Origin of the sequence: Thiosocius teredinicola, assembly GCF_002009425.1 — a bacterium.
GTDB lineage: Bacteria > Pseudomonadota > Gammaproteobacteria > Chromatiales > Chromatiaceae > Thiosocius > Thiosocius teredinicola.
This window is the reverse complement of record NZ_CP019936.1, coordinates 583,937-600,000: the sequence shown is the minus strand read 5'-3', so window position 1 is coordinate 600,000 and position 16,064 is coordinate 583,937. Positions and strand designations below refer to the sequence as shown.

The 16,064-nt window shown below is 62.7% G+C and carries 18 protein-coding genes (1 of these 18 cut by a window edge); 10 read left to right on the top strand and 8 right to left on the bottom strand.

The window, feature by feature from the left end; all coding sequences use genetic code 11:
* Nucleotides 1-374 carry the end of an OapA family protein gene (locus B1781_RS02860; RefSeq protein WP_164513229.1) on the top strand. 1,159 nt of this gene lie to the left of the window's left edge, so the window shows 374 of its 1,533 coding nt (coding positions 1,160-1,533); its start codon lies off the left edge, out of view; its stop codon occupies nt 372-374.
* Nucleotides 375-377: 3 nt separating this feature from the next.
* On the top strand, nt 378-1,481 hold the full coding sequence (locus B1781_RS02855; protein ID WP_078118234.1) for an anhydro-N-acetylmuramic acid kinase: 1,104 nt from the start codon (nt 378-380) through the stop codon (nt 1,479-1,481).
* 6 nt (nt 1,482-1,487) lie between these two features.
* Here B1781_RS02855 and B1781_RS02850 read toward each other — a convergent pair whose 3' ends face one another.
* Nucleotides 1,488-2,414: a histone deacetylase family protein gene (locus B1781_RS02850; protein ID WP_078118233.1), complete on the bottom strand. Its 927-nt coding sequence runs from the start codon at nt 2,412-2,414 to the stop codon at nt 1,488-1,490.
* Nucleotides 2,415-2,552: 138 nt separating this feature from the next.
* Here B1781_RS02850 and B1781_RS02845 point away from each other — a divergent pair, with 138 nt between their 5' ends.
* Nucleotides 2,553-5,234 carry a bifunctional acetate--CoA ligase family protein/GNAT family N-acetyltransferase gene (locus B1781_RS02845; RefSeq protein WP_078118232.1) on the top strand — a complete coding sequence of 894 codons (2,682 nt, stop codon included), beginning with the start codon at nt 2,553-2,555 and terminating at the stop codon, nt 5,232-5,234.
* A gap of 69 nt (nt 5,235-5,303) precedes the next feature.
* Here the strand turns inward: B1781_RS02845 and erpA are convergent, their stop codons facing one another.
* The 4 genes from erpA to argC form a co-directional block, all read right to left on the bottom strand.
* The gene (erpA, locus tag B1781_RS02840) at nt 5,304-5,657 is read right to left on the bottom strand and encodes an iron-sulfur cluster insertion protein ErpA (protein WP_078118231.1); all 354 of its coding nucleotides are present in this window, start codon (nt 5,655-5,657) and stop codon (nt 5,304-5,306) included.
* A gap of 76 nt (nt 5,658-5,733) precedes the next feature.
* On the bottom strand, nt 5,734-6,198 hold the full coding sequence (locus B1781_RS02835; RefSeq protein WP_078118230.1) for a bactofilin family protein: 465 nt from the start codon (nt 6,196-6,198) through the stop codon (nt 5,734-5,736).
* Nucleotides 6,199-6,228: 30 nt separating this feature from the next.
* Nucleotides 6,229-6,888, bottom strand: a complete 660-nt coding sequence (locus B1781_RS02830) for a DUF6776 family protein (protein ID WP_078118229.1) — start codon at nt 6,886-6,888, stop codon at nt 6,229-6,231.
* A gap of 77 nt (nt 6,889-6,965) precedes the next feature.
* Nucleotides 6,966-7,997, bottom strand: a complete 1,032-nt coding sequence (gene argC, locus B1781_RS02825; protein WP_078118228.1) for an N-acetyl-gamma-glutamyl-phosphate reductase — start codon at nt 7,995-7,997, stop codon at nt 6,966-6,968.
* 177 nt (nt 7,998-8,174) lie between these two features.
* Between argC and B1781_RS02820 the strand changes: the two genes are divergently transcribed.
* Genes B1781_RS02820 through B1781_RS02805 form a run of 4 tightly spaced genes read left to right on the top strand, consistent with a single transcriptional unit; the run spans nt 8,175 to nt 11,865 of the window.
* Nucleotides 8,175-8,882: a DUF4126 domain-containing protein gene (locus B1781_RS02820; protein WP_078118227.1), complete on the top strand. Its 708-nt coding sequence runs from the start codon at nt 8,175-8,177 to the stop codon at nt 8,880-8,882.
* Nucleotides 8,879-9,370 (top strand): TlpA family protein disulfide reductase, encoded by a 492-nt coding sequence (locus B1781_RS02815; protein ID WP_078118226.1) that lies wholly within the window; start codon nt 8,879-8,881, stop codon nt 9,368-9,370. The genes B1781_RS02820 and B1781_RS02815 overlap by 4 nt, the downstream gene beginning before the upstream one ends.
* 5 nt (nt 9,371-9,375) lie before the next feature.
* Nucleotides 9,376-9,798, top strand: coding sequence for a protoporphyrinogen oxidase HemJ (gene hemJ / locus B1781_RS02810; RefSeq protein WP_334223863.1), 423 nt, complete (start codon nt 9,376-9,378; stop codon nt 9,796-9,798).
* Nucleotides 9,799-9,822: 24 nt separating this feature from the next.
* Nucleotides 9,823-11,865: a tetratricopeptide repeat protein gene (locus B1781_RS02805; RefSeq protein WP_078118224.1), complete on the top strand. Its 2,043-nt coding sequence runs from the start codon at nt 9,823-9,825 to the stop codon at nt 11,863-11,865.
* A 79-nt stretch (nt 11,866-11,944) separates the two neighbouring features.
* Here B1781_RS02805 and B1781_RS02800 read toward each other — a convergent pair whose 3' ends face one another.
* From B1781_RS02800 to B1781_RS02790, 3 genes are all read right to left on the bottom strand, one after another.
* On the bottom strand, nt 11,945-12,313 hold the full coding sequence (locus tag B1781_RS02800) for a HesB/IscA family protein (RefSeq protein ID WP_078121890.1): 369 nt from the start codon (nt 12,311-12,313) through the stop codon (nt 11,945-11,947).
* Between the two features lie 69 nt (nt 12,314-12,382).
* A complete protein-coding gene (locus tag B1781_RS02795; RefSeq protein WP_078118223.1) occupies nt 12,383-12,859 on the bottom strand; it encodes a DUF5063 domain-containing protein in 477 nt (158 codons plus the stop codon).
* 200 nt (nt 12,860-13,059) lie between these two features.
* On the bottom strand, nt 13,060-13,224 hold the full coding sequence (locus B1781_RS02790; protein ID WP_078118222.1) for a rubredoxin: 165 nt from the start codon (nt 13,222-13,224) through the stop codon (nt 13,060-13,062).
* A gap of 143 nt (nt 13,225-13,367) precedes the next feature.
* On the opposite strand from B1781_RS02790, the gene thiD reads away from it, so the two are divergent.
* Genes thiD through hemL form a run of 3 tightly spaced genes read left to right on the top strand, consistent with a single transcriptional unit; the run spans nt 13,368 to nt 16,062 of the window.
* Nucleotides 13,368-14,141, top strand: coding sequence for a bifunctional hydroxymethylpyrimidine kinase/phosphomethylpyrimidine kinase (thiD, locus tag B1781_RS02785; RefSeq protein ID WP_078118221.1), 774 nt, complete (start codon nt 13,368-13,370; stop codon nt 14,139-14,141).
* Nucleotides 14,138-14,782 (top strand): thiamine phosphate synthase, encoded by a 645-nt coding sequence (thiE, locus tag B1781_RS02780; RefSeq protein ID WP_078118220.1) that lies wholly within the window; start codon nt 14,138-14,140, stop codon nt 14,780-14,782. The genes thiD and thiE overlap by 4 nt, the downstream gene beginning before the upstream one ends.
* Nucleotides 14,779-16,062 carry a glutamate-1-semialdehyde 2,1-aminomutase gene (hemL, locus tag B1781_RS02775; protein ID WP_078118219.1) on the top strand — a complete coding sequence of 428 codons (1,284 nt, stop codon included), beginning with the start codon at nt 14,779-14,781 and terminating at the stop codon, nt 16,060-16,062. Before thiE ends, hemL begins: the two co-directional genes overlap by 4 nt.
* The last annotated feature ends 2 nt before the right edge of the window (nt 16,063-16,064 follow it).

Below are 16,064 nucleotides of genomic sequence, written 5' to 3'. Positions count from 1 at the left end.
TCGTCTTCCGTGGCAAGAAAAGCGGTTACGGAAACGTCGTCATCGTCGAGCACGCCAACAAGTACACCACGCTTTATGCACACCTCAACGGCTTCTCGAAGCGCGCCAAGAACGGCAACCGCGTGAAACAGGGCCAGGTGATCGGTTACGTGGGTTCGACGGGTTTGGCGACCGGTCCACATCTGCACTACGAGTTCCGCGTTCATGGTCAGCATCGCGACCCGCTGAAAGTGAAACTGCCCAAGTCGCTGGCGCTGCCGAATGCCGAACTGGCCAAGTTCCGCAAGGTCACCGCGCCGTTGTTGGCCAAACTGGAAGCCATTCCGGCCGACACCATGGTGGCTAGCGCAAGCGGGGCTCGAGTCACCCCGTAAGCCATGGCACTCTTCGTTGGCGTCATGTCCGGGACGAGCATGGATGCCGTCGACAGTGCATTGGTTGATCTTGCCGGGGAAACACCCCGGCTGCTTGCCACCCATGACACCGCCTGGCCACATTCGCTGCGCGAGCGCCTGCAGGCGCTCGCTGCCGGCTCCCCCCTCTCGGCCACCGATTTCGCCGTGCTCGACGCCGATGTCGGGCTGTTCTTCGCCGAAGCCATCGACCAGCTGCTACATCAAAGCGGCACCCCGGCAACCGATGTAGCCGCGATAGGCTGCCATGGGCAAACGGTCGCGCATGCACCGGAGCGATTCCCGCCCGCCACGCTGCAGCTCGGCGATGCGAATATCATCGCCGAACGCACCGGCATCACCACAATCAACGATTTCCGCCGACGCGACATGGCGGCCGGCGGCCAAGGCGCACCGCTGGCGCCTGCTTTTCACGAAGCGGTCCTGCGCCACGATGACGAAAACCGGGTAGTGCTCAATCTCGGCGGCATCGCCAACATCACCGTGCTGCCCAAAGACCGCGAGCGCGAAGCCATCGGATTCGACACCGGCCCGGCAAACTGCCTGATGGACGGCTGGATCCGCCAGCAACAGGGCAAGCCATTCGACGCCGACGGCAAATGGGCGGCGTCCGCATCCCCGGTGCCCGACCTGTTGAACGCGCTGCTGAACGATCCGTATTTCACGCTCGCGCCACCCAAGAGCACGGGCACGCAATACTTCTCCAACCGTTGGCTGCACGACAGACTCGGGGCTGACAGCCGCTACAGCGGCGCCGAGGTGCAGGCCACGCTACTCGCGCTAACGTCGCAATCGATCAGCGACGCCATCCGGCAGCACGCATCGGGTACCGAACGGGTTCTGGTGTGCGGCGGCGGCGCGCACAACAACGTGTTGATGCAAAGGCTCGGCAAGACACTAGGGATTCCGGTCGAACCGACGAGCACTCACGGGATCGATCCGGAATGGATGGAAGCCATGGCGTTCGCCTGGCTGGCGCAGCGCACCCTGGCCGGGGCACCGGGCAATCTGCCGTCGGTGACGGGCGCCGATCAATACCGCATTCTCGGCGCCGTGCATGCAGCTTGACGCGGGCTAGTTTTCGCCCAAAAACGCCTTCAAATGCGCCTCGACACTGCGCGCCAGCGCATGTAACTCGTAGCCACCCTCCAGCGACGACACGACGCGACCCTGCGCCCACTTGTCGGCGACCTCGCACAGCCGGCGCGTAACCCAGGCGTAGTCTGAGTCGATCAACTGCAGGTTGGCCATATCGTCGGCCTGATGGGCATCGAAACCCGCGGAGATCATCACCAGTTCCGGCTCGAAGGCATCGAGACGAGGCAACCAGTACTGTTCCACCGCCTCGCGAAACTGCTTGCCGGTCGCGCCGGACGGTAGCGGCGCGTTGACGATATTCGGCACATCGGTGTCGTAACCCGAATGCGGGTAGAAGGGGTGCTGGAAGGTCGAACAAAACAGGATGTGCTCGTCACCCGACACGATATCTTCGGTGCCGTTGCCGTGGTGTACATCGAAATCGACAATCGCCACCCGCTTCAGACCGTACTGGTTGATGGCGTGGTAAGCACCGACCGCGATGTTGTTGAACAGACAAAAGCCCATCGCCCGGTGACGCTCGGCATGATGGCCCGGCGGCCTCACGCCGCAAAATACCTGCTTGACCTTGCCCTCCATGACCAGGTCCACACCCAGCGCCACTGCCCCGGCCGCGCGCAACGCCGCGTTCAGGGAATACTTGTTCATCGCGGTATCGCCATCTACCCAATGGATCCCCTCTTTCGGGGCAGCGGCGAAAATCTCGTCTATATAGTCGGAATCGTGTGCTGCTTCGAGCATCTCGCGGGTTGCCAACGGGGCGTCATATTGATGCAGCACCATTTCCAGCCCGGTCGCGATCAGCCGGTCGTTGATCGCGCTTAGGCGTGCCGGCTGTTCGGGGTGGTGGTGGCCCATGTCATGCATCTGACAGTCGTAGTGCGAAACGTAAGCAATGGCCATGGAAACCCCTAAATCTTTACTGAATCTTGCCGCTGACGTTGTTGCAGTGCAACATAGTTGTCCTAATTCGGGAATAAGCTAGCTTGCGGAACTCCGGCCGCCCCGTCTTATCCGGCCCCTCAAAGTTGTAGTAGTGACATGAAAAAACATTATCTGAACAAGATTTTCGAACCTCAGTCGGTGGCCGTCGTCGGGGCTTCCGATCGCGAGGAATCTGTCGGTGGCCAGGTACTTCGCAATATACGTGAAAGCGGCTTCCAGGGGGTCATCTATCCGGTCAATCCCAAGCACGACACCGTGCAGGGGATGAAGGCATACGCCTCGATCAGCGACATCGACCACCCGATCGAACTGGTGGTGATCGCCATTCCGGCCGTGGCGATTCCGCAGGTCATGCGCGAATGTGGCGAGCACGGCGTTGGTGCTGCCGTGGTGCTGTCGGCGGGCTTCGGCGAGATCGGCAAACGCGGCCAGGCGCTGCAGAACGAAATCGTCGATATCGCCCGCACCTACGACATCCCGCTGGTCGGCCCGAACTGCCTCGGCGTGATCCGCCCACGTGCCGGCCTGAACGCAACGTTTGCCAAGAGCGGCGTGAAATCGGGCCACGTCGCCCTGGTCGCGCAGTCGGGTGCGTTCTGCACGGCGCTGCTCGACTGGGCGGATTCCAGCGGCTTCGGCTTCTCCGCGGTGGCCTCGCTCGGGGCCACGGCGGATATCGGTTTCGGCCACGTACTCGACTACCTCGCCGTGGACCCGGAGACCAAAAGCATCCTGCTGTACGTGGAAGGCATCTCGGATGCGCGTTCGTTCATGAGCGGCCTGCGTGTCGCGGCCCGCCTCAAGCCGGTGATCGTGGTGAAGTCCGGGCGCAACGAGAGCGGCACCCGCGCCGCGGTTTCGCATACCGGCGCCATGGTCGGTGGCGACGACGTGTTCGACGCGGCCGTGCAACGCGCCGGCGCGGTGCGCGTGCTCACCGTCAACCAGCTGTTTGCTGCCGCTCATACGCTGGCCTCCGGCACACGCGTCGAGGGACCGCGCCTGGCGATCGTGACCAACGGCGGCGGGCCGGGCGTAATGGCGGCTGACCGTGCCAGCGACCTGACCGTGCCGCTGGCCGAACTGGCGCCCCAGACCATCGACAAGCTCAGCGAGGTGTTGCCGGCACACTGGTCGCACAGCGACCCGGTGGACATCCTCGGCGATGCCGACGCGGGTCGCTACAAAGCAGCAACCGAGATCGTCTTGGCCGACTCAGGCGTCGACGGCCTGCTGGTACTGCTGACACCGCAGGCGATGACCGACCCGACGGCCTGCGCCGAGGGCGTCATCGAGGCAGCCAAAGAGGCCAACAAGCCGATCCTCGCCTGCTGGATGGGCGAGAACCTGGTCAACGAGGGCCGTGAGCGTTTCGCCGCCGCCGGCATCCCACAGTTCAACAGCCCGGAAGGCGGCGTGGACGCCTTCGGCTACCTCGCCTGTTACCGGCGCAACCAAAAGGCCCTGCTACAGGCGCCGACGCCGTTGTCGAAACACAAAGAGCCGGACGTCGACGGCGCACGCCTGATCATCGAGCACGCCATGGGCGAACGTCGCTATACGCTGAGCAGCGCCGAAGCCAAGGCCGTACTCAAGGCCTTCCACATCCCGACTTCGCCGAGCATCAATGTGAACTCGGCGGCCGATGCGCTGATCGCGGCCGAAGGTGTCGGCCTGCCGGTGGCGATGAAGATCAATTCGCCGGACATTACCCACAAGTCGGATGTCGGCGGTGTGCGCCTGAACATCCGCGAGCCGCGTTCGGTGCGCACCGCGTTCCGCGAGATGATCGACGGCGTCAGTGCACAGTGTCCGGATGCGCGTGTTTCCGGCGTCACGATCGAACCGATGCTCGACCGGCCTCATGCGCGCGAGATCATGATCGGTATCGCGCACGATCCGGTGTTCGGCCCGGTCATCAGTTTCGGTGCGGGCGGCACGGCCGTGGAGATCTTTGCGGACAGCCAGGTGGCACTGCCTCCGCTCAACGAATACTTGAGTCGAGAACTGATACGCGGCACCCGCGCGGCGCGCTTCCTCAAGCGTTTCCGCAACCTGCCCGAGGCCGACATCGCCAAGCTGACCGACGTGCTGCAACGCATCTCAGAGATCGCCTGTGAACTGCCCGAGGTGCAGGAGCTCGACATCAACCCGCTGCTGGTCGACGAAGACGGTGTGATCGCGGTCGATGCGCGGGTGGTTGTGGCCCCGCCCAAGGCGAGCACCACGCATTACGGCCACATGGCGATCCATCCGTATCCGCCCGAGTTGGAGACCTCGTGGCAGCTGCCCGACGGCACCGACGTACTGGTCCGTCCGATCCGCCCGGAAGACGCCGAGATCGAGCAGGACTTCGTCGAGAACCTGTCGCCCGAGAGCAAGTACTTCCGCTTCATGCAGAGCATGGACAAGCTCACCCCGCTGATGCTGGCGCGCTTTACGCAGATCGATTACGACCGAGAGATGGCGCTGGTCGCAGTGATCAACGAGCACACGCCCAATGCCCGTATCCTTGGCGTCGCCCGCTACGTCAGCAACCCTGACCGCCAGTCATGCGAGTTTGCGTTGACCGTGGCCGATGCCTGGCAGAAGAAGGGTATCGGACGCCAGCTGATGCAGCGGTTGATGACGGTCGCGCGCGACCGCGGCATCGAGATCATGGAAGGCGAAGTGCTGTCGCAGAACAGCAAGATGCTGCGCCTGTGTGAGAACCTCGGTTTCCGCACCGTGCACAATGCCGAAGAACCCGATGTGGTCGAGGTGCGGCGTCACCTCTAAAGGGCTGGCCTACCAACAACGAAAAAAGGCGCCCTAGGGCGCCTTTTTCATCGGTTCGAAATGCTTCGCTCAGGTCGAGAACGACGAGCCGCAGCCACAGGTCGTGGTCGCATTCGGGTTGCGGATGACGAACTGCGCACCCTGCAGACCTTCTGAGTAGTCGACCTCGGCACCCATCAGGTATTGAATGCTCATCGGGTCGATCAGCAGGGTCACACCATCGGTCACGACCTTCTCATCGCCTTCGTTGACAGACTCATCGAACGTGAAGCCGTACTGAAATCCCGAGCAACCGCCGCCCTGCACATAGATGCGCAGCATCAGCTCCGGGTTACCTTCTTCGGCAATCAATTCGGACACTTTCTTGGCCGCCGCCGAGGTGAAAACCAAGGGGTCGGTCGTTGTCACAGCTTGTTCAGTCATACCACCACCTGCAATGTGCCGGGACGCGGCGTGGGCCGCGAAGTGTTCGAGAGTATGTATATACCTATTAATTTAGTCAAGTATTAGCCTCGGTGCCCGGGACGGGTTCGACCGGCTCCTCAGCCGTGGCCGCGTCGTCAGCGGCGGCGGGATTGCCGTCGTATCCAATGCGCCGCGGCTCACCCTCTTCGGTATGCACCAGCTTGCCGTTGACCTCGGCCCCCATAGCCATCTCGAGCAGGCAGTAATAAACCGTACCGGTAACGCGGGCATTGGTCGCCAGCTCTACCCGCTCGTTGGCGTACACGTCGCCGATCACCGAGCCGTTCAACACCAGGTTGTCGACCCGCACATCGCCCTGGACCAAGCCCTGCTCATTGACGATCAGGGTCGAGCGCGTATCCGGCTCGCCGTTGACGTTGCCGGTGATCTTGCCGTCGAGGTGCAGACCGCCCGCGAACACCACGTCGCCGGTGATCGCCGTGCCATGGCCGATCAAGGTAGTCACTTTTGGGGGCTTGAAACGTTTCACACGCGCCATCTGGTCTGTTTCCCGTGGTAAGTGGTTCGATCAGGCACCGGGAGATTTCCACTCGAAAACCTGTTCGAAAGATTTGAAGGTGTTGCCATCCGGATTGACGGCAACCGTTATCGATGCCGGTTCAAAGCCGCTCGGCAACGCCAGGTCGGTCTTGAGCTTCTGATAATTCTTGAACCGGATACCGATATTTGTTCGCTTGCCTTTGGTCAGCTTGCCCAGGTCGAGGGTTTCCGGTGCGCCTTCCGTCAGTCCCGCGACCTCAATGGTGACCTGACCGCTAACCGTGTTGTCGTCGTCGCCGAGCTTCGACAGGGTGGCCTCAAAACGGTATTTGCCCTCGCCGAGATCGACAAGATCATAATCGCCCAGCGCCAGCTTCTTGCCGCCACCGGAGACGAGCTTTTTCAGGAAAGCCACCTCGCGTTTGAGGCTGGCGCGCTCCTCCTGCAACGACCGCACTTCACCCTGCACGCCATTGACCGCGGCGCGATCGATCTGGCCGGCACGTTCCAGTTTGGCCGCCTGCGCCCGCAGGTTCTCGCGCTCTTCCTCCAGTTCTTCGATGCGGCGTTCGAACACGGAGGCCTCCTGATCGCATCGCCCGACATCGAAACCCGCGCGCTGCCGGCCGAATTCGAACACCTGCCACGACCAGGCAGCCAAGGCCACCAGGAAAAACAGCCAAAGCACCGAACGCCCGCCACCGCCTCCCGGCTGAACGATTCGCGGCGTTCTGATCCTCGTCGACCCTGGTTTGCTCATAGGCTTTACGGTAGCAGAGCCACTTGATCCAGGCCGCTGCGCTCGTCGAGGCCGAACATCAGGTTCAAGTTCTGGATGGCCTGGCCAGCGGCGCCCTTCGTCAGGTTGTCGATCACCGAAAGTACCACCACCATGTCGCCGCCCTGCGGCCGATGCACGGCGATACGGCAGTAATTCACGCCACGCACGCTGCGCGTTTCAGGATGACTTCCGGACGGCAACACATCGACGAACGGCTCATCCGCGTAGCGCTGCTCGTACAACGCCTGGAGATCTTCCACATCGGTGCTGAGCTGGGAATACAGGGTCGCGTGGATGCCCCGGATCATCGGCACCAGATGAGGCACGAACGTCAGGCCTACCGGCTTCTGGGTGGCCCAGGTCAGGGTCTGGCGGATCTCCGGAAGATGGCGGTGCCCGCTCACCGAGTAGGCCTTGAAACTCTCGCCGACCTCACCCATCAACATCGCTGTACTGGCGCCGCGGCCGGCGCCGCTGACACCGGATTTACAATCGGCCACCAGGGCTGAGCAATCGACCAGATCGTTTTCCACCAACGGCAGAAAACCGAGCGCCGCGGCAGTCGGGTAACACCCGGGATTCGCCACCAGACGCGCTTCCTTGATCGCTTCCCGGTTGATCTCCGGCAGGCCGTACACGGCTTCATCGAGCACGTCGGTGCACGCGTGCGGCATGCCGTACCACTTCTCCCACAGCGCAGGATCCTGCAGGCGGAAGTCCGCGGCGAGGTCGATCACGCGCGTTCCGGCGTCAAGCAGCTCCGGCACCATTTTCATTGCCGTGCCGTTGGGCGTGGCGAAAAACACCAGGTCGCAGTTGGCCAGTTCGTCCGCATCGGGCTCGGAGAACGCCAGATCAAAATGTCCGCGCAGATTGCCGTACAGGTCGGACACTTTGCGACCGGCCTCGGCGCGCGACGTGATCTGAACGACATCGACTTGCGGATGCATCGCCAACAGGCGCAGCAATTCCACCCCGGTGTACCCGGTGCCTCCGACGATTCCTACCTTGACCATGGCGTTTAACGAACCTTCTGCGAAATGTGAGGAGAGGTATTCTAAACGCATTCGACGCCCGAATTGGGCAACCGTATTTTGTGAACCGCCCCGGCATGTTCGGTTTGGTGGAGACCTGCCGGCACATGTTAAAGTCTCGGGCCGCGATTGCCGTCGGCACGCGTTCGGGCAGAGAACATGGAAACGGTAGAAGCCATCTCCCTGATGCTGGGCGCAGCGTGGGCATCGGGAATCAACCTTTATGCTGCGATCTTCGTGCTGGGTTGGTTCGGCAGCACCGGGCAGGTCGATCTGCCGCCGGACCTCGAGGTACTCACCCATCCGACCGTGATGTTTGCGGCCGGCACGATGTACGTGGTCGAGTTCTTCGCCGACAAGATTCCCGGCTTCGATACCTTCTGGGACGGCATCCACACCTTCATCCGCGTACCGGCAGGCGCGCTACTGGCCGCCGGCGCGGCGCAGGGCATCGAGGTCGGCCAGGCAGGCCAACTCGCCGCACTGCTGCTCGGCGGCAGCCTTGCGGCCACCACGCATACCGCCAAGGCCGGTACCCGCGTGCTGATCAACACCTCGCCCGAACCGGTCAGCAATTGGACTGCATCGATCGCGGAAGACCTGTCGGTCATCGCCGGCCTGTGGGCCGCGTTGAACTATCCATGGCTGTTCGTCGCCCTGTTAATCGTCTTCCTGCTCGTGGTCGCCTGGGCGCTGCCGCGCATCTGGCGCGCGATCAAGAAGGTAGCGCGTGCGATCCGGTCCTGGTGGACGCCCGCGCCGCAATCGGCACAACCAAGCGCACAGCGCGATGCGTCGACGCGCCGCAAGGCGTTGCTGAACGCGCTGTACGACGACGACAATCCGGCCGGACGCTCGGCACCATGATGCAGAAACTGCTGACTGCGCTGGTCATGGCCGCTGCCGTTGTCGGCGGCATGTGGCTGATGCGATCGTCGCCACAGGCGATGCCCGAGGTGACGTTCACCACGACCGACGGCAGGACCTTTGACAGCCGTTCGCTGCGGGGCCGGAGCGTGCTGATCAATTTCTGGTCGGTCAACTGCGAGATCTGCCTGCGCGACATGCCGCACCTCACGCGCATCCAGTCGAGCCTCGGTGACGAGAAATTTCAGATCGTCGGCGTCGCACTGCCGAGCGATCCGCCGCCCGCAGTAATGAACATTGCGCAGAAGCTCGCACCGGGATACGCGATTGCGTTGGATGTACATGGCGAGATAAACGCCGCCTTCGGTGGAGTCGATGTAACGCCCACCAGCTTTCTTGTCGACCCCGAGGGCAATATCCGACTCAAGACCCACGGGCCGATAGACGAGACCCGGTTACGGGCTACCCTGCTGACGTTCGGAGGATAACGATAATGTGGCTGAAAGCATGGCACCTGATCGGCATGGTGACCTGGTTCGCAGGGCTGTTCTACCTGCCCCGTCTGTATGTCTACCACGCGATGAGCGACGACCAAGCGTCGATCGACCGCTTCAAGATCATGGAACGCAAGTTGTTCTTCGGCATCACCACGCCGGGCGGCATCTTCACGCTCGTCTTCGGTTTCTGGATGCTGCACGACTACGCCTGGGCCGCGTTCGGCAGCCACTTGTGGCTGCACATCAAGCTGGGACTGATCGCGCTGCTGGTGGTTTATCACATCTACTGCGGCAAACTGCTGTTCGACTTCAAACATGATCGCAACACGCGCAGCCACGTCTGGTATCGCTGGTTCAACGAACTGCCGGTGCTGTTGCTGATCGCCATCGTGCTGCTGGCGGTTTTGAAGCCCGTCTGACACCGCCCCATCGGCCGCACCGACATGTCTGAAACCACGCAAACCACCAAGAGAATGCGGCGACAACGCAGCCCGGAAGAGATCGCCAAGACGCGGCGTTTCCACGTGCAACTGTTGATCGCGCTGGTGTTGGTGGTGTTCGCCAGCGCCCTGGCGGGCGGCTTCGTCTGGAGCGATCGCGAGGACATCCTTGCCGGCGCCTATCGCATGCACTCGATGGACGACCTGTCGGCGGCGCTCAGTGAAACACGCTCGGCCTATCGCGCGCGTATTCTCGGCAACAGCACCGAAGGCATGTCGGCTAGTTGGCAGCCGCTGACCTTGATCGCCAACACCATCAGCTGGGGGCTGTGGGGCGACTGCGCGTTCTGTTTCCACCTGGAAAACGTGCTGCTGCACATCCTCGTCGTGATCGGCCTGTATGCGCTCGGCCGCCACCTGCTGTCGCATCGGCGCCATGGCAAACGCATCGCTGCGTGGGCGGCAGCCGTGTTCGCCGTGCATCCGGCGACCGTCAGCAGCGTGGCCTGGATCGGGGGCCTCCCGTATCTGCTTGCCGCCCTGTTCAGCATCTGGGCGCTGGTGCTGTTCACGCGGCTGCAGGCGACCAGCAACTCGCGCCACGGTCACGCCAAACGCTGGATGATCCTGATGGTCGTCGCCACATCGGCCGCCATGCTGGCGCATGAGACCGCCTACGTGCTGCCGCTGCTGGTTGGGCTGGTCGCGGCATTCGAGAGCAAGGAAAGGGGCCGCAAACCGCTGGCCGGCATGTCGATGTTGCGCTGGACCGGCGCGGGCCTGGTGATGGCTACCCTGCTCGGCATACTGGCGCTACGCAGCCTGATGTTGGGCAGCATCGAATTCGGTGCGGCCTATCCAACCGAGAGCGTCGCCAACAACCTCGGCTCGGCGTTGCGCCACCTGTGGTACATGATCGAAGAGGTGCTGTTGCCGGCCGAGCCGGTCGTCTCGGATGCCTGGCGGGTTACCTTGTCCTGGGGAGCTGGCGAGGTCGCCGCCCTGCTCGGCACATTGCTGTTGATCGGCGGCACGGTCATCGGCTTTTCGCTCAAACAACCGGCGGCATTCGGGGTTGCGTGGTTTCTGTTGTGGTCGATCCCCGGCGTCGGGATCTTTCCCAGCGATCACTACCACACCAGCCAGTCACTCTATATCGCCGCCTGGGGTCTGGTTTTTGCGGTGACCCACGGCCTTTTCCTGCTGTGGCGACCGGTGGGCAGGCAACTGGTCGCCGGCAGCGAGGCGCTGATCTATGTGCCCCTGATCCTGGTGCTCGGCGTGATGACTGGCTTTTCCAATGCTCGCTGGTGGTCGCATGCCGGCCTGTTCGAAAGCGAAATCGCACACGACCCACACTACATGGAGGGCCGACTGGAGTTGGCCAAGGCCGAGCTGGAAAAAGGCCATCCGCAGAAGGCGCGCAATCATGCTCTGGCAGCCATGGAGGCGGCACAGGACAAGAACTTCACCGGTTTCTGGTCGTCACGCGACGCCTATTTCGTGCTCGGCAGGGCGCAATACGAACTCGGCGCACACGCCGAGGCCGTCGCCAATTTCGAAACCGCAATCGAGCTCCAACCCACCGCCGCCCAATCGCACTATTGGCTGGGCGTGACGCGCCTTGCCCTCGACGATCCGCTCGGCGCGGAGATGAGCCTGAAGGAGGCATTGCAGCGCCGCCCCGGGCATACGGCCACACAGGCCGATCTCGGCGTCGCGCTGGTCGGGCAACAGCGTTATGTCGAGGCCTATCCGCTGTTGGTCGAAGCGATGAACGCCGGCATCAAGACCCAACGCCTGCACCGTGCGCTGGCGTTGACCTATATCGACGCCAGCAAGCTCGGCGAGGCAGCGAAACAGCTGGAACAGACGCTCGAATATGGCGAGGACGCCACCGACAGGGCACGCCTGGCGTGGGTGGCCTGGCAACTCGGCAATCGCGAGAAGGCGCGCGCCGACCTCAACATCGCCCTGCAGATGGAAGACGAGACCAGCGACTATGTCGACTGGGTGAGAAGCCGCATTGAGAAGGACATCGACTGACGATCAACGTCCAAGCGCAGTACACACATAAAAAAGCCCGCATCAGCGGGCTTTTTCGATGCGATCTGGCAGACGCCGATCAGGAGCAACCACCGCCCTGCGACGAACCGCAGGTGCCGCAGCCGCCGCCGACGGGCTGCAGGTTGTTGAACACGAATCGTGCGTCGCCGTCACCGCCATCGACGAAGTCGATCTCGACCCCGCGCAGGTATTCAAGCGTGCCCGGATCGACAATCACGCGCACGCCTTCAAGCTCACGCACATTGTCGTCGTCGTTCAATTGATCGGTGAAGGTCATGCCGAAGCTGATGCCGCTACAGCCACCGGGCGTGGCAAAAACACGGACACCTTCGATGTTGTCTTCAACCTGACCGAGCAACTCGGCCATCTTGCCCTGGGCCGGTGTGGTCAGGGTCAAATCGCTCTCGGTAAGTACCGCATGCGTCATATTCATTCACCTGCTTCAAGGCTACAAACTGGAGATAGGTCGGCAGTCTACCATTGCGGTGTCGACTTTTCAGTACAGCCGATCCCGCGCAGAAAGTGAGTATAGATGACGCTCGGCGTCCACCACATGCTGCCCCCAGTGTTTGCAGAACCCGGTTCGCCACCTGCCCAGGGTCCGGTCTGCGTCCTGCGAGCCTTCGATGCGCGTCAGGCCGTTCTTGAGCTCGCAATAGATGTCGGTCAGGTCGTCGGCAAGACTGCCGCTCATTTCCTGACGATCGGGCGTCACGTCGTACTCCATCCAGTAGGGGTCCAGGTCTCCCAGCAGGCGGTGCAAGCGGCTGAACAGCTCAAAGCGCTGGTCCAGATCAACCGCCGGATCGAAGCTGCCTTCATCGATCGGCGCGAGCGCCGTCATCGCAGCGTGCAGGCGGGGAAGCAATTCATTGATCTTGGCCAGGGGTGCGCGATCACCTTCCTGCAAGCCCTCGACAAGCTCGCAGTAACGGCGCGCGATGATGAGAAGATCCTGTGTTTGTGGCGACATGGCCCCTCCACGGAGGTACGGCTTTCAGGCAACAAGGCACCCGGCCGCAAGTTATTGTTTTTGCAGCATTTGGTACACAATGGACTGACTAAAGTGTAGTCGAGATTTGCCTTCGGCAAAGGCCCACGGCATGTAAAAAGTGAGCAAGCCGCAAAAATGTGAACACAAACAAGCGGCTAAATTTGCGGCGCGCCGCTGCGTCAGATTTCCACCAGTTCGAAATCGTCTTTGCCGGCGCCGCATTCCGGGCATTTCCAGTTCAGCGGGATGTCGTCCCACTTGGTGCCGGGTGCAATACCCTCGTCCGGCAGCCCCTTGGCTTCGTCGTAAACAAAACCGCAGATCACGCACATATACGTCTTCATAGTTGTTGTCGTTTCCTCTTTATCGATCATACAAACGGATCTGGGGGTATTCTGCCAGATCGCCGGCGGTTGATGACCGGCTGGCAGTCGGGTTTGACGCCTCTGCCGCGGTTGGAGCACGCGGCTGATACAATCGCCGCCCCATGCAACGCACCCCGATCATCCTCTGCATTGGCGGCCACGACCCGAGCGGCGGCGCCGGTATCCAGGCCGACATCGAAACGGCCGCTGCGCTCGGCGGACGCGCGATGACGCTGGTCACCGCCTTGACCGTTCAAGACACCAAAAACATTCATTCCATCGAACCGACGCCGCCCGACGTCCTGCGCCGGCAGCTGGCGGTGCTGCAGGCCGACGTGGCCTTCGATGCGATAAAGATCGGCCTGATCGGCGATCCCGGGTTCGTGCCGTTGCTGGCTGAGTTGCTTGCCGGTTTTGTAGGGCCGGTCGTCGTCGACCCGGTGCTGGCGGCGGGTGGCGGATTCGACCTGGACGGCGGACGCGATCTGGCCCAGGCCATTCGCCGCGATCTGCTGCCACGTAGCACGCTGCTCACCCCCAATCGCGCCGAAGCTCGGCGCCTGACCGGTATAGACGACCCGCAAGGTGCCGCCGAGCAGCTGCTGAGCGACGGAGTGTCCGCCGTATTGTTGACCGGCGCCGACGAGGCCGAGTCCGACCAGGTCGACAACCTGTTGCTGTGCAAAGGCGCCGCAACGCGTACCTATCGCTATCCGCTGCTGCCGCACCGCTACCATGGGTCTGGCTGCACACTCGCCAGCGCCTGCGCGTTGCACCTCGGGTTGGGCATGCCACTGGACGACGCTGTGGAGAAAGCACAGGCATTTACCTGGCAGTCACTGCAACGCGGTAACCAGGTCAGCGACGGTCAGTGGTTGCCAACGAGAACACGATGAAGCAGAAACTGCGCGGACTGTACGCAATCACCGAAAACCGGCCACTCGGTGCCGAACGACTCGCCGGGCGCGTCGAGGCCGGCATCGCCGGCGGCGCACGCATCATCCAGTATCGCGACAAGTCGAGCGACGTGGATCGGCGGCTTACCGAAGCGCAGGCCTTGAAAAGCGTCTGCGACCGACATGGCGCGCTCTTGCTGATCAACGACGATGTCGATCTGGCAGCTGCCGTTGGTGCCGACGGCGTTCACCTCGGCCGCGAAGATCTGCCGTTGACCAAGGCCCGCGAACGCCTGGGCGCCGATTGCATCATCGGCGTCTCGTGCTACAACCAGTTCGAACGCGCCGTCGCGGCCGCGGCACAGGGCGCCGACTATGTGGCATTTGGTAGCTTCTACGCCTCGCCGACCAAACCGGATGCAGTACGCGCTGAGCTCGGCCTGCTCGAGCGCACGCGGCGCGAACTGGGCCTGCCCATGGTTGCGATCGGCGGGATAAGCCCCGAGAATGGCGCGGCCTTGGTACACGCCGGCGCCGACATGCTTGCCGTGATCAGCGCGCTGTTCGCCAGCGACGACATCCGTCGCGCCGCCGAGGCATTCGCCCGATGTTTTGACACCAGCCAGGAGGCCGCGCCATGAGTGCCGCAGATGACCGCTTCGAACACGCCCAACGCCATATCCCGGGAGGCGTCAACTCGCCGGTACGCGCGTTCAAAGGCGTAGGCGGAACGCCGGTATTCATCGACAGTGCCGGCGGCCCCTACCTGTTCGACCCCGACGGCAAACGCTACATCGACTACGTCGGATCGTGGGGACCGATGATCCTCGGCCATGCCCATCCAGAGGTTATCGAGGCAGTTTCCGATGCGATCTATCGCGGTCTGTCATTCGGCGCGCCCACCGAGCTGGAAACCCGCATGGCCGATCGTGTCTGCGAGCTGGTGCCGTCGATCGAGCTGGTGCGCATGGTGTCTTCCGGCACCGAGGCGACGATGTCGGCGATCCGCCTGGCACGCGGCTTCACCGGGCGCGACAAGATCGTCAAGTTCGAGGGTTGCTATCACGGCCATTCCGACTCCTTGTTGGTAAAGGCCGGCTCCGGTTTGCTGACCCTGGGCGAACCGTCGTCACCCGGCGTGCCCGCGGCACTTGCCGAACACACCATCACGCTGAGTTACAACGATCTCGACCAGGTGCGCGATGCCTTTGCCGAGGCCGGCGATCAGATCGCCTGCATCATCGTCGAGCCGGTGGCCGGCAATATGAACTGCATCCCGCCGCAACCGGGCTTTCTGCAGGGGCTGCGCGAGGTCTGCGACCAGCACGGCGCGGTCCTGATCTTCGACGAGGTGATGACCGGTTTCCGCGTCGCCCTCGGTGGCGCGCAGGCGGTTTACAACGTCAAACCGGACCTGACCACGTTGGGCAAGGTGATCGGCGGCGGCATGCCGGTCGGGGCATTCGGCGGTCGACGCGACATTATGGAAAAAATCGCGCCGCTCGGTCCCGTCTACCAGGCTGGCACGCTCTCCGGCAACCCGGTGGCCATGAGCGCCGGGCTGAAAACGCTCGAGCTGATCGCGATGCCCGGCTTCTTCGATCAACTGGGCGCCAAGGTCGACAAGCTGGTCGCCGGCATGTTGGAAGCCGCCGGCAAGGCCGGCATCCCGATGACCGAGAACCACGTCGGCGGCATGTTCGGCCTGTTCTTCACCGACCAAGACAAGGTCACCGATTTCGCCGGCGCCACGGCGTGCGATCAGGAGCGCTTCAAGGCGTTCTTCCATGCCATGCTCGAGCATGGCGTTTATCTCGCACCGTCGGCGTTCGAGGCCGGCTTCGTGTCGGCCGCACACAGCGACGACGACATCGCCGCGACCATCGCTGCGGCCGAATCGGCCTTCGCCTCACTGAGTTGATG